Annotated in this window: 20 protein-coding genes; 7 read left to right on the top strand and 13 right to left on the bottom strand. The window is 60.6% G+C overall.

All coding sequences use genetic code 11. The features are described from left to right. Positions 1-44 precede the first annotated feature (44 nt). The 6 genes from CVS48_RS06165 to CVS48_RS06140 form a co-directional block, all read right to left on the bottom strand. Positions 45-869 carry a GNAT family N-acetyltransferase gene (locus CVS48_RS06165; RefSeq protein WP_100853708.1) on the bottom strand — a complete coding sequence of 275 codons (825 nt, stop codon included), beginning with the start codon at positions 867-869 and terminating at the stop codon, positions 45-47. Positions 870-878: 9 nt separating this feature from the next. After that, positions 879-1,679, bottom strand: a complete 801-nt coding sequence (locus tag CVS48_RS06160) for a ParA family protein (protein ID WP_100853707.1) — start codon at positions 1,677-1,679, stop codon at positions 879-881. After that, a complete protein-coding gene (gene rsmG, locus CVS48_RS06155) occupies positions 1,676-2,401 on the bottom strand; it encodes a 16S rRNA (guanine(527)-N(7))-methyltransferase RsmG (RefSeq protein ID WP_100853706.1) in 726 nt (241 codons plus the stop codon). The genes CVS48_RS06160 and rsmG overlap by 4 nt, the downstream gene beginning before the upstream one ends. Next, complete coding sequence (gene mnmG, locus CVS48_RS06150; protein WP_100853705.1) at positions 2,398-4,317, bottom strand: tRNA uridine-5-carboxymethylaminomethyl(34) synthesis enzyme MnmG; 1,920 nt, start codon at positions 4,315-4,317, stop codon at positions 2,398-2,400. Before mnmG ends, rsmG begins: the two co-directional genes overlap by 4 nt. A gap of 2,240 nt (positions 4,318-6,557) precedes the next feature. Further along, complete coding sequence (locus CVS48_RS06145) at positions 6,558-6,764, bottom strand: cold-shock protein (RefSeq protein WP_046806066.1); 207 nt, start codon at positions 6,762-6,764, stop codon at positions 6,558-6,560. Positions 6,765-7,007: 243 nt separating this feature from the next. Then, complete coding sequence (locus tag CVS48_RS06140) at positions 7,008-8,048, bottom strand: AbrB family transcriptional regulator (RefSeq protein WP_242001354.1); 1,041 nt, start codon at positions 8,046-8,048, stop codon at positions 7,008-7,010. 98 nt (positions 8,049-8,146) lie between these two features. Between CVS48_RS06140 and CVS48_RS06135 the strand changes: the two genes are divergently transcribed. After that, entirely contained in the window at positions 8,147-9,313 is a 1,167-nt protein-coding gene (locus tag CVS48_RS06135; protein WP_100853703.1) for a pyridoxal phosphate-dependent aminotransferase, read from the top strand. A gap of 99 nt (positions 9,314-9,412) precedes the next feature. Here CVS48_RS06135 and CVS48_RS06130 read toward each other — a convergent pair whose 3' ends face one another. The 5 genes from CVS48_RS06130 to CVS48_RS06110 all read right to left on the bottom strand — a co-directional run bounded on the left by CVS48_RS06130 (position 9,413) and on the right by CVS48_RS06110 (position 14,773). After that, positions 9,413-10,939 (bottom strand): tripartite tricarboxylate transporter permease, encoded by a 1,527-nt coding sequence (locus CVS48_RS06130; RefSeq protein WP_100853702.1) that lies wholly within the window; start codon positions 10,937-10,939, stop codon positions 9,413-9,415. Then, the gene (locus CVS48_RS06125) at positions 10,936-11,373 is read right to left on the bottom strand and encodes a tripartite tricarboxylate transporter TctB family protein (protein ID WP_100853701.1); all 438 of its coding nucleotides are present in this window, start codon (positions 11,371-11,373) and stop codon (positions 10,936-10,938) included. The genes CVS48_RS06130 and CVS48_RS06125 overlap by 4 nt, the downstream gene beginning before the upstream one ends. 132 nt (positions 11,374-11,505) lie before the next feature. After that, positions 11,506-12,504, bottom strand: a complete 999-nt coding sequence (locus CVS48_RS06120; RefSeq protein ID WP_100853700.1) for a Bug family tripartite tricarboxylate transporter substrate binding protein — start codon at positions 12,502-12,504, stop codon at positions 11,506-11,508. Positions 12,505-12,621: 117 nt separating this feature from the next. Then, a complete protein-coding gene (locus CVS48_RS06115) occupies positions 12,622-14,106 on the bottom strand; it encodes a sensor histidine kinase (protein WP_419191453.1) in 1,485 nt (494 codons plus the stop codon). Next, a complete protein-coding gene (locus tag CVS48_RS06110) occupies positions 14,096-14,773 on the bottom strand; it encodes a response regulator (protein WP_100853699.1) in 678 nt (225 codons plus the stop codon). Before CVS48_RS06110 ends, CVS48_RS06115 begins: the two co-directional genes overlap by 11 nt. Before the next feature lie 489 nt (positions 14,774-15,262). Between CVS48_RS06110 and CVS48_RS06105 the strand changes: the two genes are divergently transcribed. Then, on the top strand, positions 15,263-16,639 hold the full coding sequence (locus CVS48_RS06105) for a ClcB-like voltage-gated chloride channel protein (RefSeq protein WP_100853698.1): 1,377 nt from the start codon (positions 15,263-15,265) through the stop codon (positions 16,637-16,639). Between the two features lie 20 nt (positions 16,640-16,659). On the opposite strand, the gene CVS48_RS06100 is transcribed toward CVS48_RS06105, so the two are convergent. Continuing rightward, complete coding sequence (locus CVS48_RS06100) at positions 16,660-17,118, bottom strand: GNAT family N-acetyltransferase (protein WP_100853697.1); 459 nt, start codon at positions 17,116-17,118, stop codon at positions 16,660-16,662. Positions 17,119-17,158: 40 nt separating this feature from the next. Beyond that, positions 17,159-18,511, bottom strand: a complete 1,353-nt coding sequence (gene mnmE, locus CVS48_RS06095) for a tRNA uridine-5-carboxymethylaminomethyl(34) synthesis GTPase MnmE (RefSeq protein ID WP_100853696.1) — start codon at positions 18,509-18,511, stop codon at positions 17,159-17,161. A gap of 115 nt (positions 18,512-18,626) precedes the next feature. On the opposite strand from mnmE, the gene CVS48_RS06090 reads away from it, so the two are divergent. From CVS48_RS06090 to CVS48_RS06070, 5 genes are read left to right on the top strand one after another with little or no spacing between them, the layout of a single operon-like run. Continuing rightward, positions 18,627-20,213 (top strand): ABC transporter substrate-binding protein, encoded by a 1,587-nt coding sequence (locus CVS48_RS06090; protein WP_100853695.1) that lies wholly within the window; start codon positions 18,627-18,629, stop codon positions 20,211-20,213. 22 nt (positions 20,214-20,235) lie between these two features. Continuing rightward, positions 20,236-21,210, top strand: coding sequence for an ABC transporter permease (locus CVS48_RS06085; protein ID WP_100853694.1), 975 nt, complete (start codon positions 20,236-20,238; stop codon positions 21,208-21,210). Further along, positions 21,207-22,130: an ABC transporter permease gene (locus CVS48_RS06080; RefSeq protein WP_100853693.1), complete on the top strand. Its 924-nt coding sequence runs from the start codon at positions 21,207-21,209 to the stop codon at positions 22,128-22,130. The genes CVS48_RS06085 and CVS48_RS06080 overlap by 4 nt, the downstream gene beginning before the upstream one ends. Positions 22,131-22,141: 11 nt before the next feature. Beyond that, positions 22,142-23,152 (top strand): ABC transporter ATP-binding protein, encoded by a 1,011-nt coding sequence (locus tag CVS48_RS06075; protein ID WP_100853692.1) that lies wholly within the window; start codon positions 22,142-22,144, stop codon positions 23,150-23,152. After that, the gene (locus tag CVS48_RS06070; protein WP_100853691.1) at positions 23,149-24,168 is read left to right on the top strand and encodes an ABC transporter ATP-binding protein; all 1,020 of its coding nucleotides are present in this window, start codon (positions 23,149-23,151) and stop codon (positions 24,166-24,168) included. Before CVS48_RS06075 ends, CVS48_RS06070 begins: the two co-directional genes overlap by 4 nt. The last annotated feature ends 65 nt before the right edge of the window (positions 24,169-24,233 follow it).

Below are 24,233 nucleotides of genomic sequence, written 5' to 3'. Positions count from 1 at the left end.
AGTTAAATCCTCTTTCCTTCTGTTTTTGTATCCCGAGACCAGGCTCAGGCGTCCGGCTGCTCGGCAGGCAACCGGTACCAATACGCGTAACAGTCTTTGAAACCGTAGCGGCCATACAAGGCCCGCGCGGCTGTATTTTCCGGCTCGACCTGCAAATATGCCGTCTTGGCGCCGCCGGCGGCGCCCTCGCTCAATAGATGCTGCACCAGGGCATCGGCGTAGCCTTTACGCCGATGCCCCGGGTCGGTGACGATGTCGAACAGGCCCAGCAGTTCATCGTCGCGGACGGCCAGGCCCGCGGCAACACACTGCCCCGCCGCGTCAAAAGCCAGCACCGGCTGCTTATCCACAGCCAATCCTTGCAGACGCGCTTGATGTTCACCGATGTGCTCGAACGCCGAGCCACGCATGGCGCCGACCGCTTGCGCGAAGCGATCGGTATCGACGTTCGTGAAAGACAGGCCGCCCCGGACGCTAAGCGTGGGGGCGAGCGACATGCTCATGACGCGGGTCTCACCGGTGAAGGTATAACCACGGGCCTCCAGTTCGGCATCCAGGGAAAAATCGGGGCCGATGGAGGTGATGCGCAGCACCATGGGCAAGCCATGGCGCGCATACAACGAAGAACAATACGCCAGCCGCTCGTCCAGCGGACGTGTGGATAACCCCAGCACATTCACACTGCGCGCGCGTTTGGCCGACGAATGCGCAAAGCGCACGAGCCAGCCATCATAGAGCACCTGTGCATTGACGGCCGTCGCGTTCAGCGCCGCCTCTTCCAAGCGCACGCGCAGACGATCCCGCTCGTCGATGGACGGCGTGCAAAAAGCCTGTGGCGCGGTGGGAACAAAGAGCGTGGCTGCGGACATGAATACGGCTTACTGGAAGTCTTTCCTGACGCGCTCGATCATTTCGGCGCCAAACGAGATATACGCTTGCGCGCCCCGTGACGCGCGGTCATACACCACGCCCGGCATGCCGTAACTGGGTGCTTCAGCCAAGCGCACGTTGCGCGGCACGACGGTCTTGAAGACCTTGTCGCCGAAGTGCGCTTCCAGTTGCGCGGACACTTGCTGTTGCAAGGTCATGCGCGGATCGAACATCACGCGCAGCAAGCCGATGACACGCAGGTCGTCGTTGATGTTGCGATGCACGCGCTTGATGGTGTTGACCAGATCGGACAAGCCTTCCAGCGCGAAGTACTCACACTGCATCGGAATGATCACGCCATGGGCGGCAGCCAAGCCGTTGAGGGTGAGCAACGACAGAGTCGGTGGGCAATCGATCAATACAAAATCGTATTGGCTGGAGACGGTGTCGATCGCCCTTTTCAACTGGCGTTCGCGTTCTTCCATCTGCACCAGGTCAATCTCGGCGCCGGAGAGTTCGCGGTTGGCAGGCAGGACATCGTAGCCACCGGACTCCGACTTCACGCGGGCCTGTTCGATCGTGGCTTCGCCAATCAGCACTTGGTACAGGTTCGATTCCAGTGCGTTCTTGTCGATACCGCTGCCCATCGTGGCATTGCCCTGCGGGTCCAGGTCCACCAGCAACACGCGCTGATTATGCGTGGCAAGGCCCGCCGCCAAATTGATGGCGGTGGTCGTCTTGCCCACACCGCCCTTTTGATTGGCAATGCAGAAGACGCGGGCATTTGTGCTGGGGGGTAAATTCTTCATAGGGTTCCTTGACTGCGTCCTTCGCTGCGTTCTTCGCTGCGGCCTTCATTGCGGCGCATCCAGATCAGACAGCGTTCTGCTTGCAACTCCGGCACGCGGAGCGGCTGGATGTGGTCGACCTGCCATTCCCCGCGCGCATGCAACGCCTGAATTTCCTCTTCGGGGACCTTGCCCTTCATCGCGACGAGGGTACCATCGTTGCGCACGTGGCGACCCGCGAGCTGCGCAAAATCGTCCAGGGACGCGAAGGCCCGCGAGGTAACGATGTTGCACTCGGCTGGGTCCAGCGTTTCGATACGCGCATGGCGGGCGTGCAGGTTCGGCAAGCTCAGCGCGCCGCTCATCTGGCGCACGAATGCGGTTTTCTTTTCAACGGCGTCAATGCATGTCACGGACCATGCGGGCTGCATGATCGCAAGCACGACGCCAGGCAGGCCGCCACCCGATCCCACGTCGAAGATCTTGGCCGCGGCACCCGCTGCACCCAGCGCCTGGCTGAACGGGACGACGGCGGACAGGCTATCGAACAGATGCTGGATCAACATCTGCTGCGGGTCGCGAATCGCGGTGAGGTTGTACGTGCGGTTCCAGCGCTGCATCTGCGCCAGATAGTTCAGCAGCTTGGCTTGCGCCGCGGCGTCGGCGTACAGCCCCAGTTGCTCGCATGCACGAGAGAGGCGGCCGGCCATGTCCGTGCCGGCCAGATTGGTGTTGGCGGTCATGCGGCTTGCTTGCGCGAGCCGTAGTGCAGGCGCTTCAGGTGGATAAGCAGCAACGAAATTGCGGCGGGCGTCACACCGGAAATGCGCGCGGCTTGGCCGACGGTTTCCGGACGGTGCGTCTTCAGCTTCTGCCGCACTTCGAACGACAGGCTAGTCACGGCGTCGTAGTCGACATCGGCCGGGATGGGCTGTTGTTCATGCGAGATCTGCTTCTGGACTTCGTCTTGCTGGCGGGCGATGTACCCGGCGTACTTCACTTGGATCTCAACCTGTTCGGCCAGGATGTCGTCCGCGACGACGCCAGGACCCGCCAGCAGGGAGCCGTCGGCGTTGCGTGCGGCCATCAATGCTTCATAGGAAACATTCGGACGTTTCAGCAGGTCAGCTAGTGAGTACTCACGTTCAATCGCCTTGCCCAGCAAAGGCTCGGCAATTTCCACCGGCATGATGCGAGGATTCACCCAGGATGATTTCAAGCGCTCGACCTCGGCCGCCACGGCATCGCGCTTGCGGTTGAATGCATCCCACCGCGCGTCGTCCACAATACCCAATTGGCGGCCGATCTCGGTCAGACGTAAATCCGCATTATCTTCACGCAGGCTTAGTCGGTACTCGGCGCGCGAGGTGAACATCCGATAGGGTTCGGTCACGCCACGCGTGACCAGGTCGTCTACCAGTACGCCCAGATAGGCTTCGTCGCGGCGCGGCGTCCATTGGTCGCGGCCCAGCGAAAGCAGCGCTGCGTTCACACCCGCCAACAGCCCTTGGGCCGCAGCTTCTTCGTAGCCCGTCGTGCCGTTGATCTGACCGGCAAAGAAAAGCCCGCCGATCGCCTTGGTCTCAAGCGTGCTCTTCAATCCACGTGGATCAAAGTAGTCGTACTCGATGGCATAGCCGGGGCGCATGATGTGCGCATTTTCCAGGCCACGCAGCGAATGGATCAGATCAAGCTGGACATCGAACGGCAGGCTGGTCGACACGCCGTTCGGATAAACCTCATGCGTATCCAGACCTTCCGGCTCCAGGAAGACCTGGTGCGATTCCTTATCTGCAAAGCGGTGGATCTTGTCTTCGATGGACGGGCAATACCGGGGGCCCACGCCTTCGATCACGCCGCTATACATCGGCGAACGGTCTAACCCGCCGCGAATGATGTCATGCGTGCGGGCGTTGGTGTGGGTGATCCAGCAAGGTAACTGCCTGGGGTGCATGGCCACATTGCCCATGTACGAGAACACGGGGACAGGATCCAGATCGCCCGGCTGCTCTTCCAAGATGCTGTAGTTGATGGAGCGCCCATCAATACGCGGGGGCGTGCCGGTCTTCAGGCGGCCCTGGGGAAGCTTGAGTTCCTTCAAGCGCTGGCCCAGCGAAATGGCCGGGGGATCTCCCGCGCGTCCGCCGGAATAGTTCTGCAAGCCCACGTGAATCAGACCGTTCAAGAAGGTACCCGCAGTCAGGACGACGGTCTTGGCCCGGAACTTCAAGCCAACTTGCGTCACGGCACCGACTACGCGATCCCCTTCCACCATCAGGTCTTCCACTGCCTGCTGGAACAGCCATAGGTTGGCTTGGTTCTCCAGCCGGCCACGGATCGCTTGGCGATACAGCACCCGGTCGGCTTGGGCGCGGGTAGCACGTACGGCCGGGCCCTTTGAACCGTTAAGGATGCGGAACTGGATACCCGCCTCGTCCGTAGCCAAAGCCATCGCGCCCCCCAGGGCGTCGACTTCTTTGACCAGATGGCCCTTGCCGATCCCTCCGATGGAGGGGTTGCAAGACATTTGGCCTAGGGTTTCGATGTTGTGCGTCAGCAGCAGCGTCCGTGCGCCAGCGCGCGCGGCAGCCAGTGCCGCTTCAGTGCCGGCGTGGCCGCCACCGACGACGATGACATCGAATTCGCGGGGATAGTCCATGGTGGGGAGAAAAGATAAGAAGGCGTTCGGTGCTCATTATAGAGGCAGGGATTGTATGTTTCACGTGAAACATGCCCGGCCCTGTGGCCATGCCGCCAAGAGCTATGTTGCCGTCGGTAAATGGCAACGCCAAGCTAAGGTGCGAGCGAAATATGTCTGCATCTGCCGATTTCTTGGACAGTTTGTTCCACGTGAAACATCGAAGACGGCCCTTCGCATTGGGGATAGGTTGGGCTTACCTCGCGTATGTTTCACGTGGAACATCTGCAATATGACAGTGGGCCAGAGTGTTTCACGTGAAACATAACTTTGATGGCTGACCACGAGAATCAGTGCTCCGTGGGTATGCCAGTTCAATGTTTCACGTGGAACATAACTTTGACGGGTAACCCCGGGAGTCGGCGCCTGCGGGCATGCAAGTTCCATGTTTCACGTGGAACATCTTCGCTGACTGAAGCCCCGCATAATTTCCCCTCCATCTCACAAACGCCCCGAATTGCAGTGTTCAGGCCAAACAGTTATGTTCCACGTGAAACACCCGAGCGTAATGGGTCGCTGCGTGCGAGCTACCATGGAATATCTGTCCCCATTCAATGTTGAGCGAGCTTCGCGATCGGGAACGATGCGGTGTACTGAGCAAGTCTCGACCAAAAAAAATCATTTTTCTGGCCCTACCCTACCCCTTACCCAAAACAAACCCACTATTTAGGTTTCACGTGAAACACGGTGAGAGAACGCCGTAGGGTGCACCGTCAAATTCGACTGGTAGAAGTGCTTTTTCGCTTCTGATGTGGAACCCATCTAAGCACCAGAAAATTATCCGAAGTCTCGACGACCACAGCCTGCCCCGATCCAAGTTTCGAATGCGGACACTACTTATTCACATCAGGCAGTGGATATCTCATGCGTGAAATCTCGAGAGCTTCGACATCCTCGCACGGCGTAGTTATCAACAAGGAATAGGAGTCGGACGCCAGTCCATGGTGTCGCAAACTTCGCTGACTAACTTTGGGGATAACTTCCAAAATGCTGAAGCGAATGGGGGCCAGAAAAACGAGATTGGCAGCGCGTTACGTCATAGCCTAGGGACCAACCAGCGGAGCAAGTGTCCAGTGCTTCTCATAGGAGAAAACACATTCTCCGGCGTACTAGCGTGCCCAATCCCGGACCGGCTATCGCAACGACTCGGTCATTCATCCGGCGCCATTTTTCACGTGGAAAACTTTGTGGATAAGATTCGAAAACCACCGCGCTTAAGCACCGCGAAATGACACGGATGCCAGAATAGAATTGCCTATCAACACCGGGAACTCCGCAGCCTCGGGACAGTCAAATTGCGACGAAATTCGGACCCGCAAATTCGGCCAGGCATTTATCCACAACGTTGTACGGCGCCACGCATTTTTATCTCGCGTACTTCCCGCAGATCCGGCCGTGATCTTTGACATCACAACTATCTTGCCCCGCCGAAAGCCAGCCCGCCATCATCCATACGGAGGAGGACGTGGCTTCATGTGAAGCCTGTGGACAAAGTGTGGGGCGAAAAATTCCGGGGCAAGCTGAGATGCTTGGGCCGCCAGGAATGCAGCGCTGCAACACGTACGAAACCTCCTCTCGCGTTCCTGCCTCCACATCAAAAACCCAAGATAAAGCCACGCCCGGCCTACCCTATCCCCATTTCTATCCACAGGCCAAGACCAGCGTTTTTGGGCGTTTAGCCGCAAATTCTGTGCATAACCGGGATGGGGATATCTTTGTGAACAACCACGAAGAGAAGCTCAGTAACCGGTATAAAACGCAAAGTAAAACGCGCTAAACGCCGGGACACCAGTCAGCATTGCCCAACGGGAATATCGCCTCAAACCCCCGTTTTCATGGGGAAAACATCAGGTTTCACAATACGCACGCGAGTACAGATAGCGCGCACGTCTACGAAAAGCCGCTCGCCGCAATGTCAATACTGAAACCCATCAAACTGTGCAAAACCCTGTCGAAGCCAATGCCGCTGCTTCATTAATGAGCACATATTTCCTGATGCTCAAAAATAATTATCCACAGAGTTATCCAAGGCTGGAGGATATGTTAGTGAACACTAACAACAGCGCATTGGAAGAGCCGGGCAAACCTTCGGGCAGTGGCCCGCAACCGGCTCCCAAAATGAAACAACGCCCCAGATCCGAAGATCTTGGGGCGTTGTAGCCAGGTTGAACCTGGCGGACGGGAAAAGGGGATTTCCCGATTTAAAGCGGGCGAATCTCGGCCGCTTGAGGTCCTTTCGGACCATCCTTAACTTCGAATTCGACTTCCTGCCCTTCGTTCAGGCTGCGATAGCCGCGGCCCTGGATGGCGGAAAAGTGTGCGAAAACTTCGGTTCCGCCAACATCGGGGGTAATGAAGCCATAACCCTTGTCGGCGTTGAACCACTTAACTTTGCCCTTCTGAGCCATTTTTTCTAGCGTCCTGTAATTAACTCGAAATGCAATGAATCAAGGACGCCGTGAGAACTGAACAACCGGTGGGAAACCCTGGGTTGCTGCTATGTTCCCGCTCGTCGCCAAGCAACAGAACGAGTCCGCGCGCTGCTTGAATCAACTGCGGAATCAGCATACTCATCCGGCATTGGCACCTCATATTGTTGTTTACCCCAATGTCGCATTTTTCAGACTTGCCCGAAGTACCGCCCTGCGGAATTAGCCCTGCCGGCGCGCCAGAAGCGCATAAATCGGCCCTGTCACGATCACCACGAACACCATGCGCGTGACGTGAAAAGCAGTCACAACCGGCACACCCAGTTGAAGCACCTTGGCCGTGATGGCCATCTCGGCGATGCCGCCCGGGGTAGTGCCCAGGATCAGCGTAGGCACGGGCGCCACCGACCAGTAAGACAGCAACGCCCCCAGGCCAAATGCCAGGCCCAAGGCGGCCAGGGTGAACGTCGCCACGACCGCGATGAAGCGCGGCGCCGCTCGGAAAAAGTCAGGACGGTAACGGTCGCCCAAGGACCAACCAATAAGCAGTTGCCCCGCCTTGGGCACGTAGTCCGGCAACGCGGACAGTTCAATGCTCCACGACGTCAACAGCATCGCCACCAACATCGGCCCCAACACCCAAGGGTTCGGCAAGCGCAGCTTCATGAATGCCATGCCGCCCATACACGTCAGCACCACCAGCGCGGCCAGGCCGACGCCGTCGACAACCGTCGGGCCCGGCACCGTCGGGTCGAGCCCGGCCACGCCCCACCACTGGAATATGAATGGCACCGTCACCACGACCAACAGCACCCGCACACTGTGCGCCGTTGCCACGCGGTCGATACGCGCCCCATGGCGCTCCGCCAGGCTGGCCATTTCACTTGCCCCGCCGATGGCCGAGGAAAACCAGGCTGTCTTGAGATCCGCATCGGTGTAGCGGCGTAGCATCGCCGTCCCCATGAACGCGAGCCCCAACGCAAACAACATGCCGACGACGATGGGGCCGGCATTGCTGCCGATGTGGCCGATGACTTGCGGCGTGAAGTACAAACCCAGCGACGTGCCAATCACCCATTGCCCCCCGTTGCGCGCCGGCCGCGGGCAGACCGTGCCCACACCCGCGATCCGCGTGGCGGCAGTGACGAACAACGCGCCCAGCATCCATGGCAAAGGCATATGCATCCACAGCGCCAACAGCGCGCCAGCCAGCGCAAGCGCCAATCCCCCAAACACCCTCAACAACACATTCTGACCCACCATTCCATCCACCTGCATCGCGATCGCGAAAACCGAATTATGAGTTAGTGGGATACTTACGAGAACTTTCTCCGCCCATTGCGCACTCCTTCGCGTTCACCATGATCCGATCCAAACTTCCCGACGTTGGCACCACCATCTTCACCGTCATGAGCCGCTTGGCCATCGAACACAAGGCCATCAACCTGGGCCAGGGCTTTCCTGACTTCGATCCCGACCCCGCGCTGTGTGCGTTGGTGACCCAGGCCATGGCCAATGGCCATAACCAGTATCCGTACATGCCTGGCGTCGCGCCGTTGCGCGAAGCCATCGCGGCCAAGACGCGCGAACTCTATGGCCACGCCTATGACCCGGAAACCGAGATCACGGTAACCAGCGGCGCCACCGAGGCCCTGATGGCCACGGTGCTGGCCGCCGTCAACAGCGGCGACGAAGTCGTCGTCATCGAACCCTGCTACGACTCCTACCTGCCCGCGATCCGGCTGGCGGGCGGCACAGCCGTGCCGGTGCCGCTGCGCGCCCCCACCGAAGCCGATCCCTACCACCGCATCGACTGGCAGCGCGTACGTGACGCCATCACGTCCAAGACGCGCCTGCTGATGTTGAACTTCCCGCATAACCCCACGGGCGCGGTGCTTGACGACAGCGACCTGGACGCACTGGAAGCCATCGTGCGCGATACCGGTGTGCTGCTGGTGTCGGACGAGGTCTATGAGCACATCGTGTTCGATGGCAAACCGCATGCCAGCGTGGCGCGCCGTCCGTTGCTGGCCGAACACGCGTTCGTGATCTCGTCGTTCGGCAAGACTTACCACACCACCGGCTGGAAGATCGGCTACTGCTGCGCGCCGCGGCAACTTAGCGCCGAGCTGCGCAAGGTGCACCAGTTCATGGTGTTCACGGTGCCCTCGCCGATGCAATTCGCCTTGGCCGAATTCATGCGCGATCCCAAGCCCTACCTGGATCTGCCGGCGTTCTACCAGGCCAAGCGTGACCGCCTGTCCCAAGGCCTGGCCAACACGCGATTCCGCCCGCTACCAAGTCCGGGCACGTTCTTCCTGCTGGCGGATTACAGCCAGATCTCCAAGCAGAATGAAGCCGACTTTGCGCGCGACTTGACGGTGAACCACGGCGTGACGGTGATCCCGGTTTCGGCCTTCTATCGCCAACCCGACGCTGCCGAATCCAACCACCGCATCGTGCGCTTCTGCTTTGCAAAGAAAGATGCAACGCTGGACGCCGCGCTGGAAAGACTGGCGCACGTTTGATCTTTCCATTCAACACGAGTAATTACTCGTATTTATAAAAACACAAGCAAAGGGGCGCTTCCAAGCGCCCCTTTGCTTTACATGCCGCGCCGCCTTTATTTACGCGGCATCAACCGCCACTTTCCTGGCCCGGCGAATCCGGCGCAGCACTTGCGGCACAATCACCACAGCCAGTGCCGCCGCCCACAGCGACAAGGAAACGGGGCTGGAAAAGAGCACGACAATATCGCCATCCGTTATCGACAGGGCACGACGCAGGTTTTGCTCCATCATGTTGCCCAGCACCACGCCCAGAACCAAGGGCGCCATCGGCACGCCGAACTTGCGCAGGAAGTATCCCAACGCGCCAATGCCGGCCACCAGCAAGAGATCAAACGTGCCCGAATTGATCGCATACACGCCGATATAGCTGATGCAAAGAATGCCCGGAACCATCAGCCAGCCCGGCACCGACAGCACTTTCGAGAACAAGCGCACCAGCGGCACGTTCATGACGAACAACAACACGTTGGCCACGAACAGCGATGCGATCAAGCCCCATACCAACTCGGGCTTGGTGTCGAACAGGACCGGTCCCGGCGTGATGTTGTAGAGCGTCAGCGCACCCATCATGACGGCCGTCGTACCGGATCCCGGCACGCCTAGCGTCAACATCGGCACAAACGATCCAATGGCGGACGCGGTGGCGGCGGCTTCCGGCGCCACCAGGCCCCGCATGTCACCCTTGCCGAACTTGGCGTCCGGATCCTTGGCTTCGATGATCCGTTTTTCCTGTGAATACGCAACGGCCGCGGCCACGCTCGCGCCCGCCCCCGGCAGCACGCCCACGCCAAAGCCCACCAAGGCGCTGCGCACCACGCTCCACCACGTGAAGGCCAACTCTTTCAGGTTGAACAGCTTACGGCCGCTGGGTTTGACCTCAACGCTGTGTCCACGCGCGACCTTTTCCAGCATCTCCAGCATTTCGCTGACCGCGAACAGCGCAATCACCACCACCACGAAATCAATGCCGTCCGCCAGGTGCACGGATTCAAAGGTGTAGCGGTATACACCCGAGTTCGCGTCCACGCCCACCACCGAAATCGACAGGCCGATCATCGCGGCCAGCACACCCTTGACGGGTTGCTTTCCCAGCAGGCTGGTCAAGCAGCAGAACGCAAAAATCATCAGTACGAAGTACTCGGCGGGACCGAAGGCCAAGGCCCATTTCGCCAACAACGGCGCCAGCAAGATGATGCCCACGACCGACACGATGGCGCCGAAAAATGCCGACCACGCCGACAGCGACAACGCAACGTTGGCCATCCCCTGGCGCGCCAGGGGGTAGCCGTCCAGCGTGGTCATGATGGCGCTGGCCTCGCCCGGCACGTTCAACAGAATCGCCGTGATCCGGCCGCCGTACTCCGCGCCCACATACACGGCCGCCAGCAAGATCAACGCGGTCTCCGGCGGCAGGTTCATGGCGAAGGCGATAGGTATCAGCATCGCCACGCCGTTGACGGGCCCCAGGCCCGGCAGCACGCCCACCATGGTGCCTATGAACGAACCGATCATGGCCACCAGAATATTCGTGAGTGAAAGCGCGACCCCGAAGCCGATGGAAAGGTGATCAAGAATGCCGCTCATAGCAAGGTCTCCAGCAGGCCGCCGGGCAAGACAACGTCCAGCACTTTGTCGAACAGCAAGAAAAACAGGACGCTCATGACGACGCCGCCTATGGCGCATTTGACCCAGCCGCCGCCAAACAAGCGGCCAACAAAAACGGTCATCAGGCTGGTGGCGATGATGAAGCCCAACCATTGGAACAAGAAGGCATAGGCGACCGTGAACGCCATCATCAACGCGATGCGTCCATTGGCCCCAGGCGGATTGCCCTCGACGGTGTGGCCGCCTTTGTAGACCAGCCACAATCCGCACAGACCGATGATGGCGGCCACCAGCAAGGGGAACGCGCGCGGGCCGACGGGTTCATAGGCGAACGGAGCGGCGATGCCCCATCCGGCCGCTGTCATGAAGGCAGCTAGCGCCAGCGCGCCGATGCCGAGGATTCGATCATTCATGATCCACTTTTCCGTAGTGTGGGAACGCGCGGGCGCAGCCGCCCCCGTCGCCACCGGCCAGGCCGGCGGCGCAGGAACCCTTGCAGCGCGCGATGGAAAGGGACGCCTTGCGGCGCGGCTTGCTTCTTGGACTTACTTTTTGATGAGGCCGAATGAATCCGCGAGCTCGGCGTAGACCTTGACCCGTTCCTTGACGTAGGCATCCAGTTCAGCACCCGTCTTGTTGAACGGAAACAGGCCCTGTTGCTGGCGCAACTTTTCGAACTCGGGCGATGCCGCGGTCTTGTTGAACGCATCGACCCAGAATTGGTAGTCCTTGTCGGACACCTTCGGACCCACGTAGAAGCCGCGGATGATGGGCCAGACAATGTCGTAGCCCTGCTCTTTGGCCGTCGGAACCGTATTCAGCTTGCCCGGCAGGCGCTGGTCGTTGAAGACGGCCAGCACGCGGATGGGCGCGCCGCCTTCCAGCATCGTGAATGCTTCGGCCGCATCGCCCATGTAGGCCTGAATATGACCGCCGCGCAGCGCGGTGACGGCTTCGCCACCGCCTTCGAAGGCGACGAAACGCATTTTCTTGAAGTCCACGCCGGCCGCCTTCGCGGTCAGGGCGGCCTTCATCCAATCCTGGCTGCCCACCGTGCCCCCCGCGCCCAGCACGATCTTGGTGGGATCCTGCTTGAAGGCGTCCATCAGGCTTTTCAAGTCGGTATAGGGCGAGTCGTTGCGGACCACGGCCACGCCGTAGTCGGTGCCGATGCCGGCCAGCCAGCGCACGTCGTTGACGTTGTACTTGCCGAATTTGCCCTGGGCAAGGTTCAGCAAGGATCCGCCGGAGAAGGCGACGATGGTGCCGGGTTCGTTGGGGTGCTGCGCCACGATGTTGTTGTAGGCTACGGCGCCGATGCCGCCCGGCATGTAGACGATGCGCATCGTGCTCTTGAGCGCGCCGCTTTGCTTCAAGCCTTCGGTGGCCAAGCGGCAGGTCAGGTCGAAACCGCCGCCGGGCTGGGCCGGCGCAATGCATTCGGGGCGGCGAGGCTCGTCGGCGGCCTGGGCCACGCCCAGGGACAAGGTCATCGCGCCAAGCGCCGCCAAGGCGGCCAGGCGCAGCTTCAGGCTGGTCTGCATTCTTGCGTCTCCGATATTTATAGGTCTAGGTATGGCTGGTTGCACCGCGCCAGCGATGTCACGCCTGCACGAGCCCAGCGGACCCTACCGTACAAAATCGAAGCTTTCCAAATCCTTTCAAATTGGCCCGTTTTCATGACGCGGCGCAACATTCGCCTTGGGTACCAGGGAAAACACCAAGATCGTGCGCAATCCGGCTAACGGGGCGCGGTTCTCCAGCACCAGCCGGGCGCCAAGAATTTCGGCAATGGTGCCCACAATAGCCAGGCCCAGGCCTGCCCCCGATGTGTTCTTGCCCGCCGCACCCCGGCGAAAGCGGACGCAGGCGCGGGCGATGTCCTCGGCCGACATGCCGGGGCCGTCATCCTCCACCACCAGCCTTGCCTCGCGCTCTTTCGCCTGTACGGTCACGGTGACCTCTCCGGCCGGCGACGCGTAACGGATCGCATTGTCGACCAGGTTAGTGACCGCTTCGCGCAGCAACCACTCCGTGCCGTTGACCGGAACCGGGCGTTGCACGGCCTCCAGGCCGATGTCCAATTGCCGGGCACGCGCGGCGGGCAGCAGGGTGCGGATGACGGTGTCGGCCAGCTCCACCAAGTCGACGGATTCCACCGTGAAACCGCTTTCGGCCAGGGAAGCGTCCTTAGCGCGCGCCAGGGCGAGCATTTGGTTGGTGGTGCGTACGGCCCTGTCCAGACCCTCCTGCATCGCCAGAAGGGCTGTACGGACCTCCTGGGGGTCTGTTTCGCGCAAGGCATAGGCGGTCTGGGTCCGTAAAACCGACAGCGGGGTGCGCAATTGGTGGGAGGCGTCGTCCAGGAACTGGCTCTGCACCCTCCCCTGGGCCGCAAAACGGGCCATGTGGAGGTTTACAGCCGCAACCAAGGGCAGGACCTCACCTGGCATCTCCGAGTCGCTGACGGGGCTTAAATCGTCTCCAGAGCGCCCTTCCACCTCTTGCCTGAGCCGGACAAGCGGCCGCAGCGCCATGAAAACCCCCAGGATGATCACCAGAACGCTGATGAGGATCACCGCCAGGTCACGTTCCACCGACCGCAGCAGCACCTGGTGAAGGAACGCCTGACGGCCTTCCAGCCCCTCCGCGACCTGCACAATTACCCGTCCCCCTTTATTCGCGTACAGGGGCGGATCCATGGGGCGCGCCAGCGCCGCAACCCGCACCGGCATCCCTTGGTAGGTCGCGTAAAAAAAACGCGGTTCGCCGGATTTCAGTGCTTGATCGGGCATCGGCAGGTCTGGATGCCCTATTTCGGCCAGCCCGTCCTCGGTTGCCACCCGGTAGAACACGTTGCCATTGGCCGTCAGCTCAAAAAATTCCAGCATCAGGTAGGGCTGTTCCATGGCTAATCCACCGCTGGCTGTGGATATGTTGTGGTCGATCGCGCGCAGTGCTCCAGAAAGCGAACGGTCGTACGCAACATCGACCTGGTTGCGCAGTTGATGGTTCGACAGCCACAACGCGCCCATCATCACAAAGACCAGCGTGGGAATCAGCCACCAGAGCAACTGTGTCTTGAGCGTGCGGTTGCGTTTTTTTGACGCGAAAAAACCGGTTTTTTTCGAACTTCTAGTTGTCAACAAGGTTCTCCAGGCAGTACCCCATGCCACGCATGGTCACGATCTGCACACCGGTATCCGCCAATTTTTTGCGCAAGCGGTGCACCAGCACCTCGATGGCTTCCAGGTTGATGTCCGCATCGTCCGACACGATGCGGTCAAGGATCTGCTGCTTGTTGATGGGTTCGCCACTTTTTTGGATCAGCACCCGTAGTACCGCGTGTTCACGTGGGGATAAGTGCAAAGTCTGTCCAGAGACCGTGAATTTCTGAGCGGACGTCTCAAAAACCAGGTTTCCCAGAGCCAAACGCGGATGTTCGCGACCACGGCTGCGCCGAATCAGTGCGATCAAACGCGCTTCCAACTCTTCCACAACAAACGGTTTCGGCAGGAAATCGTCTGCACCGAGGTGCAGCGTGCCGATTTTTTCGGCCAATGAATCGCGCGCGGTCAAGACCAACACCGGCGTTCGGTCGTCTCGCGCGCGAATTTTTGCCAGCAAGGCATGGCCATCCATGCCGGGAAGTCCCAGATCCAGGATGACTGCGTCGAATTCTTCGATTGCCAACCTTCTTTCGGCGACCAATCCGTCGTCAGCCCACTCAACGACAAAGCCAGCGTGCCTGGCCAGGCTTCGGGAAAGCCAACGGGCAAGTTCAGCTTCGTCTTCTATCAGGAGGATGCGCATGGACGGAGTCCGGGGGGGAGTGGCTGGGCGGAATGGGAAAGCATGTTTGGCTTTTCCTTTATTTCTCTTTATATAAAGACTAATGATTAATAAGGCCTGTGGATAACTACCTTAACCTTGAAAACCTGAATCTTTTCATTAGCTTGCAGCCGTTTTTGCCTGTGCAAGAACTCTGTGTGGGAAAAAAGTTGAAGTTGGACAACATTTCGGACACCCCTCAAAACCCCAGCTTGTTCAACTTGCCTCCACACAATGTGCACAACCTGGCTACTTAGGAGTTATCCACAGGCTGGTTTCTGCAAACGGGGTGGGAAAGCGGCACTTTTACCCCGAAAAACCGGCCCTTGCCTACCGGGTTTTTAGGCCTTGCAGGACCCCAAAAACGCCTCCAGGTGCGTTCGCTGAAGCGGCGATTCGAGGGGGTACCTTGTCGCGTTCTTGACGGCTAACTGAACAAAAAGTGAGCAGTTTCAGCCGTAGAATTCGGCCATGGCTATCGAGATAAAAAACAGGAAATGGCGTTGGCTGAACGGTCTGCGAGACCGCTTTATTGCCGACAATTTGCCCGCCACCTTGTTCGCGGCGGCGTTGATGGGGTTGTTCGGCGCACTCGCGACGGTGGTGTTTCGTGAGCTATTGGGATGGGCGCAGATGGTGCTGGGCGGCGAAGATGCGCCGCATGGCATGGTGTCGCTGGCTCGGGGCTTGGACCCATGGCAACGGTTTTTGACACCAGCCCTTGGCGGCGCGATTGCCGGCGTCATCTTGCAGATGGCTGCCCGATGGCTTCCAAAACGTGGCGCCGCCGACTACATGGAAGCCATTTCCATCGGCCGCGGCGTCATCGGATTGCGCCAGACACTCGCGCGCAGCCTGTCGTCCATTTTTTCCATCGGATCGGGGGCTTCCATCGGCCGTGAAGGCCCGATGGTGCAGTTGGCGGCCATGTTTTCGTCGCTGACCGGGCGATTTCTGCTGTTGCCGCCCCGCCATTTGCGGCTATTGGTCGCTTGTGGGGCGACTGCGGGCATCACGTCCGCCTACAACGCACCGATTGCGGGCGCGTTGTTCATCTCTGAAATTGTCTTCGGCGTGATTTCGTCCGCCACCCTGGTGCCGCTGGTGGTGTCGTCGGTGGTAGCCAATATCGTGACGCGCCAGATCCTGCACTACGACGCCGTGTTCCACATGCCGCACTTTGAATTCGTATCCGGCTGGGAGGTGATCAATTACCTGGGCTTGGGTGTGATGGCAGGTTTGGTCGCGCCGCAATTCCTGCGCTTGCTGGACACGGCACGCGCCACCTTTTCCCGGCTGCCGTTTCCGCTATGGGTGCGCATGGCGCTGGGCGGTTTGATTGTGGGCGCGCTCTCGGTCATCAACCCCGAGGTATGGGGCAACGGCTACAGCGTGGTCAACAGCATGCTGCATACGCAGTGGGCATGGCAGGCGGTGGCGGCCATCTTGCTGATGAAGATCCTGGCTACCGCCGCCAGCGCGGGGTCGGGCGCCGTGGGCGGCGTTTTCACGCCAACTTTATTCGTGGGGGCGGCGCTGGGAGCCTTGTATGGAACCGGCTTGCAAGCCTTGATTCCGGCAGGTGGTTTGTCGACGGTTTCCAGCTACGCCGTCGTAGGCATGGGCGCGCTACTGGCCGCCACGACGCATGCGCCGCTCATGTCGATCTTGATGATTTTTGAAATGACCTTGAGTTATGAAGTCATGCTTCCGTTGATGCTAGCTTGCATCACCGGCTACGTGATTGCGCACTGGATACGGCCTGAATCGGTGTATGCGAAGTCGCTGGCCAACAACCGCCTCGTGCAAAAAAAAGTCGCAAAAACATCGCCAGATAAAAGCGAGTAAATGCTCATTTTTGTCGTTCGCTACGTTGAAAGCAGGCTCTTGCGCATGAATACCCGACGCAACCCAAGCTCTTCAGCTCGATGCGTTTCAACATAGCCATAGCGAAGGTAGATCGCGATGTTTTCCGTCATTTTTTCCTGCGTATAAAGACGGATATTTGCTAGCCCCGCTTCGCGCGCGCTGGTTTCCGCGAAGCGCATGAGGACGCGGCCAACCCCTTTTCCTTGCGCTGCCGGAGACACCGCAATGTTGTCCAACAGCAGGCAATCAGGTTCGGGAATCAAGACCAGCACCGCCTGGATGACGTCGGCCTCTTCCAGCACGTGGACCACCCCTTCGGCGACACGCTTCGCGTAGTCGTCACGCATCGGACCCGGCACGGTTCCGATGCGCGCGACGTAGGGGGTGTAGGCGTCCGCGACGATTCGTTCAATGACGGGGATGTCGTTTGGGGTGGCAAGCCGGATCACGAAGGGCATGGGGCTACTCGCCAATAACGTTCAGTCGTAGAAGGGAAAACTACTTCCCAATACAGAAACTGGAAAAAATCTCGCCCAGCAAATCATCGCTGGTGAACTTGCCGGTGATGCTCGTCAGGCTGTCGTGCGCCAGCCGTAGCTCTTCGGCAAACAGATCCAGTACCCGGTCGTCCTGACCTGCGTGTTCGCCCGCCAGTTCCAGATGCTCGGCCGCTTGCTGCAAGGCGTGCAAATGGCGTTCGCGCGCCAGCCAGGGGGATTCGGCGCCGGGGTTCCAGCCGGCGATGTTCAGGAGTTCGGCGCGCAGCGCATCCAGGCCCGCGCCGCGCTTGGCGGAGATACCCAATTCGCCGGCGCCCGCCACGAAACCTGTGGATAACAGGTCCACCTTGTTGAAAACCTTCAGCACCGGCGTGCGCGGCGGTAGACGCGCGGTGATCTGGGCGTCCAGCTCGTCGCCGGGTTGGGTGGCGTCTTGCAGATGCAAAATAACATCAGCGCGCTCGATTTCCTGCCAGGTGCGGGCGATGCCGATGCTCTCTACAGTGTCTTCCGTTTCACGCAGGCCGGCGGTGTCCACAATGTGCAATGGCACGCCGTCTATATGGATTTCTTGCACCACTTTGTCGCGCGTGGTGCCCGCAATCGGGGTGACGATGGCGATGTCGTCGCCCGCCAAGGCGTTCAGCAGACTGGATTTACCCACGTTGGGTTGGCCAGCCAGAACCACGTGCAAACCCTCGCGCAGGATGACCCCTTGGCGTGCTTGCGCGATCAGCCGCGACAGGTCAGCGATAAGTGCATCAAGCGTGGGCCGCGCCTGATACTTTTCCAGAAAATCTATCTCTTCTTCGGGAAAATCCAGCGTTGCCTCGACCAGCATGCGCAGGTGGATGATGCGGTCGGAAAGGTCATTCACGCGCGCCGAGAATTCGCCGGACAGCGAAGCCATGGCGCCGCGCGCGGCGGCTACCGATGACGCATCGATCAGGTCCGCCACGGCCTCGGCTTGCGCCAGATCCATGCGGTCGTTAAGAAAGGCGCGGCGGGTGAATTCGCCGGGCTCGGCCAGGCGCACGCCAAGGTCGCGGCCGGCGGCCAGGCAGCTTTCCAGCACACGGCGCAACACGGCTGGACCGCCGTGGCCTTGCAGTTCCAGCACGTCTTCACCGGTATAGGAATGGGGGGTGCGGAAGTAGATCGCGATGCCTTCATCCAGCAGTTCGCCATCCACGGATTTGAACGGCAGATAGTGCGCGTGGCGTGGCGTAAGTTCGCGCTGGAACAGGCGGCGCACCAATTCGGACAAGTCCGCACCAGAAACGCGCACGACGCCGATGCCACCTCTTCCGGGGGCGGTGGCAATGGCGGCAATGGGGGCGTAAGCGGACATATCTGAAGGGGACGGAAGCGAGAACAATAGGGGAATATAACTGTTGCGCAGCCCCTTGTTTGCTGGTTAATGTGGCCCCGAGGTTCAAAACCCGAAACAACTCAGGGAGATCACGATGGCATCTCGGTTTTCGCGTGTCTTGGCCTGCGGCTCAGCCGCGGTGATGTTGGCCTTTGGCACATTCAGTTCCGCACTGGCTCGCGATCTGGTGATCGCTCTGAAGACCGAGCCCTCGTCGATGGATCCGCAATATCACGCGCTGACGCCGAACACGCAGATCTCCCAAACCATTTTCGATACGCTGGTGGCTACCGACGCCCAGTTGAAACCGAAGGCCGCGCTGGCGGAATCCTGGACGGTGGATGGCAAGGTCTGGACCTTCAAGCTACGCCCCAACGTGAAGTTCTCGGATGGCACGCCGTTCACCGCCGAAGACGTGGTGTTCACGTATGACCGCGTGCCCAAGGTGCCCAACAGCCCGTCTCCCTTTACGCTGTATCTGGGGTCGGTCGAAAAGACCGAAGCGGTCGACCCGATGACCGTGCGCATCACCACCAAGCAGGCCGCGCCGAATCTGTTGGTGAACCTGGCGCAATTGCCCATCCTGTCGAAAAAGGCCGCTTCCGGCCCAGCGCCGGAAGGGAAGACGACAACTGAATTGAACAGCGGTGATGGCCTGATTGGCACGGGCCCCTACAAGTTTGTGTCGTGGAAACGCGGCGCCGAATTCGTATTGGCACGCAATGAAAACTACTGGGGCAAAAAGCCTGAGTGGGACCGCGTGGTGTACCGCCCGATCAGCAACGCCGCCGCGCGCGTGGCCGCACTGCTGGCCGGTGACGTCGACATGATCGAAGATCCCCCCACCGACGACCTGCCCAAGCTGAAGAGCGATAAAAAGCTCTTCGTGGAAGAGACGCCGTCGGTGCGGGTGGTGTACGTGGCGCTGGACCAGCACGCCGAGCCGTCGCCTGGCATCCAGGGCACCGACAAGAACCCGATGAAAGACAAGCGCGTGCGGGAAGCGCTGTCGCTTGCCATCAATCGCGATGCGCTGGTTGAGCGCGTGATGGGCGGTGTGGCCTTGCCCGCGGGCAACATGCTGCCCTACCCCATGTTCGGGTCCAGCAAGGAACATTCCAAAGCGCCGAAGGCCGATGTGGAAAAGGCGAAGGCCTTGTTGAAGGAAGCCGGTTATCCCAACGGGTTCTCGATCACGCTGGGCTCGCCTTCTGGTCGCTACGTGAATGATTCGAAGGTGGCGCAAGCGATCGCATCGATGTGGACGCGCATCGGCGTGAAGACCAGCGTGGACGCGATGGCGCCCCCGGTGTTCTTCAAGAACCGCGACAGCTATGCGTTCTCGGCCTATCTGGCGGGCTGGTCGGTGACTAGCGGCGAGATGTCCAACGCGCTGACATCCCTGCTGGTGACGCGCAATCCGGAAGCCGGCCTGGGCACCACCAACCGTAGCCGATATTCCAATCCGAAGATGGACGAATTGGTGAAGGAAGCATCGTCCACCATGGACGACGCCAAGCGTGCCGAGCTGCTGTCCAAGGCCAGCAACATGGCGATGGACGACTACGCCATGCTGCCGATTCACTTCGAGTTGTCGGTCTGGGCAATGAAGAATGACATCCGCTACCAGGGCCGTCCTGACCAGGTCACGCTTGCGCAGTTTGCAACCTTGAAGAAGTAACGCGCAACGCGGGCGGTTTCCAGTGCTGGCAACAATCGTAAGAAGACTGCTGCAAACCATCGTCGTCATGCTTGTCATGTCGGCGTTGGTTTTTGCTGGCATCTACATGGTGGGCGATCCGGTTTCGATGCTGGCCAGCCCGGAAGCAACCGAGGCGCAGCGCGCCGCCATCAGCGCGTCGCTGGGTTTGGACCAGCCGCTGTGGCGGCAGTACCTGATCTTCATGAGCCAGGCGGTGCAAGGTGATTTCGGCAACAGCTTCCTGACGGGCGAGCCGGCCATGCACCTGATCCTGGAGCGTATGCCGGCCACCGTCGAACTGGCCTGTGTGGCCATGCTGATGTCGGTGCTGATCGGCGTGCCGCTGGGCATCCTGGCGGGCTTGAAGCCGCAGGCGCCGGGCTCGCGCGCCATCATGACGGGGTCCGTGCTGGGCTTTTCCCTGCCTAATTTCTGGGTCGGCCTGATGCTGATCATGGTGTTCGCCGTGATGCTGGGCTGGGTGCCGGCGGGGGGGCGCGGCAAGACGGTCAGCATCGGTTCGCTGGAGTTGAGCGTGCTGACGCTCAGCGGTTGGATGAGCCTGGCCTTGCCCGCCGCCACGATCGCCATCGCCAAGTGCGCGATGATCATCCGCGTGACGCGGGCGGCCACGCGCGAAGCGCTGCCCATGGATTACATCAAGTTCGCGCGTGCCAAGGGCTTGTCGGAAAAGCGCGTGCTGGGCGTGCATCTGTTGAAGAACATCCTGATTCCGGTCGTGACCGTGGCGGGCCTGGAGTTCGGCCAGGTGATGGCGTTCGCCGTGGTCACTGAAACCGTGTTTTCGTGGCCGGGCATGGGCAAACTGCTGATCGACTCGATCATCAATCTTGATCGTCCGGTGGTCGTGGCGTATCTGCTTTTGATCGTGTTTTTCCTGGTCATGTTGAACCTGGTGGTGGACATCATCTATACGGTGCTGGACCCCCGCGTACGTCTGGATAGCCGCCGATGAACACCAACGTCAATGTTCCCGTCGCACCGGCCGCCGCGCGCAAGGAAGAGACGCCCTGGCGCCGCTTCGTGAAGGATTTCTTCGCCAGCAAGCTGGCTACCTTGGGCCTGGTGATGCTGGTGGTGATTGTGGGTGCTGCGTTGTTGGCGCCCTGGATTGCGCCGCAAAATCCCTACGACCTGGCGGCGCTGGATATCATGGATTCCAAGCTGAAGCCTGGCAGCGAAAGCGGCGATGGGTCCATGCACCACTGGCTGGGCACCGACGGGCAGGCGCGCGACCTGCTGTCGGCCATTCTCTATGGCATGCGCACCAGTTTGATGGTGGCTACCGTGTCGGTGCTGGCGGCCTTTGGCATCGGCGCCACCGTGGGCTTGATCGCGGCCTATTTTGGTGGCCGTATCGACGCGCTGCTGATGCGGATTGTGGATATCCAGTTGTCGTTCCCCGCCATCCTGGTGGCGCTGATGCTCTTGGCGATTTTGGGCAAGGGTGTGGATAAGGTGATCATCGCGCTGATCGTCGTGCAGTGGGCGTATTTCGCCCGGGCCGCGCGTGGCGCCGCGCTGGTGGAGCGTGGCAAGGAATACGTGGAGGCCGCGCGTTGTATGTCCTTGTCCTGGGGGCGCGTGTTGTTTCGCCATGTGCTGCCCAACTGCATGCCGCCGCTTATCGTGATCGCCACCATCGACCTGGCGCACGCCATCGCCCTGGAAGCCACGCTGTCGTTCCTGGGCGTGGGGGTGCCGGTGACCGAGCCGTCGCTGGGCATGCTGATCTACAACGGCTTCGAATACCTGTTGTCGGGTCAGTACTGGATCTCGTTCTTTCCCGGCATTGCGCTGGCGCTGGCCATCATCGCCATCAACCTGGTGGGCGACCACCTGCGCGATGTGCTCAACCCGCGTCACGCGAATTAGAGGCGGACGCGATGCAGACAAACGCTGTGGAAACACCATTAGCCGCGCGCCCGAATGTTCTTGAGGTGCAAGGATTGAAGACGCACTTCTTCACGCGCAATGGCGTGGTGAAGGCGGTGGATGGCGTGGACTTGACCTTGGCCGAAGGCGAAATCCTGGGGCTGGTGGGCGAATCAGGGTCAGGCAAGAGCATTACTGGCTTTTCGCTGATGGGTTTGCTGGACGAGCCAGGCCGCATCGTTGAAGGGCACCTGCGCTTGAACGGTGAAGACCTGCGCGGCGCGACGCCGAGCCGCTGGCGTCAACTGCGAGGCCAGGAGATCGCGATGATCTTCCAGGACCCGATGATGACGCTGAACCCCGTGCTGCGCGTGGATACGCAGATGATCGAGGCGGTGCAGGCGCACCATAAGGTATCGCGTGAACAAGCGCGCCAGCGCGCCCTGCAGACGTTGACGATGGTGGGCATTCCGTCGCCCCAGGAGCGCCTGCGGGCGTATCCGCACCAGTTGTCCGGTGGCATGCGCCAGCGCGTGGCAATCGCCATCGCGCTCTTGAATTCACCGCGCCTGATCATTGCCGACGAGCCCACGACGGCGCTCGACGTCACGATTCAAGGGCAGATTCTTTTCGAAGTGCAGAAGCTGTGCCGCGAAACCGGTACCGGCTTGATATGGATCACGCACGATCTGGCGGTGGTGGCTGGCTTGGCCGACCGGGTGTCGGTGATGTATGCAGGCCGTGTGGTTGAGACCGGCAGCACGTACGACGTGATCACGCATCCCATGCATCCCTACACGCATGGGTTGATTGCATCGATCCCCACGCCGGAATCGCGCGGCAAGCCGCTGGTGCCGATTCCTGGCATGACGCCTTCGCTGTTGAATCTGCCGCAAGGCTGTGCGTTCCGTGGGCGCTGCCCGCGCGCGACCGACGCCTGTCTGATCGAACCGCAGCCTGTGGAAGTTCGCCCGGCGCAATGGGTGCGCTGCTGGCACGCCGGAGACCCAGACCCCAAATGAGCGCAGCAGAACGCGACGCCGCCACCCCCATCCTGTCCCTGCGCGACGTGGAACTGCGCTTTGTGCAGCCCGTGGACCTGGCCGGGCGCATTGCCAATTTGCTGGGGGCGGGCTTGAAGACACAGGTGGTGCACGCCGTGGCCGGTGTGGACCTGGATGTGCAGCCGGGCGAAGTCATCGGCATCGTGGGTGAATCGGGCTGTGGAAAATCCACGCTGGGCCGCGTCGTGTCGGGCATTCTGCCGCCCTCGTCGGGCGATGTGCACTACCAGGGCAAGGCCGTGCGGACGATGACGGGGCCGGAGCGGCGCGCCTACGAGCTGGGCGTGCAGATGATCTTCCAGGACCCCTACGCCTCGCTCAACCCACGTATGCGGGTGCGCGAAATCATCGGTGAGGCCCCCGTGGCGCACGGCCTTATCGCTGCGCGCGACAAGGCGGAATACGTGGCGGGGCTGATGCGGCAAGTGGGCCTGGACCCATCTTTCGTGCAACGCTATCCGCATCAGTTTTCAGGCGGGCAGCGCCAGCGCATCGGTATCGCGCGGGCGCTGGCGCTCAAGCCGTCCGTGATCGTCTGCGATGAAGCCGTGGCCGCCTTGGATGTGTCGATTCAGGCGCAGGTGCTGAACCTGTTTGAACAGTTGCGCGACGACCTGGACCTGACGTATCTGTTCATCAGCCACAACCTGAGCGTGGTCAGCCACATATCGGACCGCGTGGCGATCATGTACCTGGGGCGCGTGGTGGAGCTTGCGCCGACCGACACGGTTTTCCAGCGCGCCAACCATCCGTATACACAGGCACTGTTGAAAGAGTTGCCGACGTTGACGCCCGGTCGGCGCACGTATCAGCCGATCAAGGGTGAACTGCCGTCCCCGCTGGACCCGCCCACTGGCTGCGCATTCCACCCACGTTGTCCCCACGCCATGGCGCGCTGCAAGGCGGAACGGCCCTTGCTGCGGGAAATCGCGCCCGGCCAATTCAGCGCCTGCCACCTGAACGACATGCCCTGACTGGACGTAGGATGGGTGAAGCGCGAGAATCCCTGGAACAAGAAAGCCGATACCCAGCGCGCGCA

Source organism: Achromobacter spanius (assembly GCF_002812705.1).
Taxonomy (GTDB): domain Bacteria; phylum Pseudomonadota; class Gammaproteobacteria; order Burkholderiales; family Burkholderiaceae_B; genus Achromobacter; species Achromobacter spanius.
The sequence above is the reverse complement of the archived record's forward strand: the minus strand, read 5'-3'. Positions and strand labels throughout refer to the sequence as shown.

Bases quoted from the DNA above. Each gene is read 5' to 3' on its own strand.
- rsmG (WP_100853706.1), bottom strand. From the start codon at position 2,401: ATGACCGCCAACACCAATCTGGCCGGCACGGACATGGCCGGCCGCCTC.
- CVS48_RS06105 (WP_100853698.1), top strand. From the start codon at position 15,263: ATGGCTATCGAGATAAAAAACAGGAAATGGCGTTGGCTGAACGGTCTG.
- CVS48_RS06130 (WP_100853702.1), bottom strand. From the start codon at position 10,939: ATGAGCGGCATTCTTGATCACCTTTCCATCGGCTTCGGGGTCGCGCTT.
- mnmG (WP_100853705.1), bottom strand. From the start codon at position 4,317: ATGGACTATCCCCGCGAATTCGATGTCATCGTCGTCGGTGGCGGCCAC.
- CVS48_RS06135 (WP_100853703.1), top strand. From the start codon at position 8,147: ATGATCCGATCCAAACTTCCCGACGTTGGCACCACCATCTTCACCGTC.
- CVS48_RS06070 (WP_100853691.1), top strand. From the start codon at position 23,149: ATGAGCGCAGCAGAACGCGACGCCGCCACCCCCATCCTGTCCCTGCGC.
- CVS48_RS06100 (WP_100853697.1), bottom strand. From the start codon at position 17,118: ATGCCCTTCGTGATCCGGCTTGCCACCCCAAACGACATCCCCGTCATT.
- CVS48_RS06090 (WP_100853695.1), top strand. From the start codon at position 18,627: ATGGCATCTCGGTTTTCGCGTGTCTTGGCCTGCGGCTCAGCCGCGGTG.
- CVS48_RS06125 (WP_100853701.1), bottom strand. From the start codon at position 11,373: ATGAATGATCGAATCCTCGGCATCGGCGCGCTGGCGCTAGCTGCCTTC.
- CVS48_RS06080 (WP_100853693.1), top strand. From the start codon at position 21,207: ATGAACACCAACGTCAATGTTCCCGTCGCACCGGCCGCCGCGCGCAAG.
- CVS48_RS06160 (WP_100853707.1), bottom strand. From the start codon at position 1,679: ATGAAGAATTTACCCCCCAGCACAAATGCCCGCGTCTTCTGCATTGCC.
- CVS48_RS06120 (WP_100853700.1), bottom strand. From the start codon at position 12,504: ATGCAGACCAGCCTGAAGCTGCGCCTGGCCGCCTTGGCGGCGCTTGGC.
- CVS48_RS06165 (WP_100853708.1), bottom strand. From the start codon at position 869: ATGTCCGCAGCCACGCTCTTTGTTCCCACCGCGCCACAGGCTTTTTGC.
- CVS48_RS06145 (WP_046806066.1), bottom strand. From the start codon at position 6,764: ATGGCTCAGAAGGGCAAAGTTAAGTGGTTCAACGCCGACAAGGGTTAT.
- CVS48_RS06140 (WP_242001354.1), bottom strand. From the start codon at position 8,048: ATGGTGGGTCAGAATGTGTTGTTGAGGGTGTTTGGGGGATTGGCGCTT.
- CVS48_RS06110 (WP_100853699.1), bottom strand. From the start codon at position 14,773: ATGCGCATCCTCCTGATAGAAGACGAAGCTGAACTTGCCCGTTGGCTT.
- CVS48_RS06075 (WP_100853692.1), top strand. From the start codon at position 22,142: ATGCAGACAAACGCTGTGGAAACACCATTAGCCGCGCGCCCGAATGTT.
- mnmE (WP_100853696.1), bottom strand. From the start codon at position 18,511: ATGTCCGCTTACGCCCCCATTGCCGCCATTGCCACCGCCCCCGGAAGA.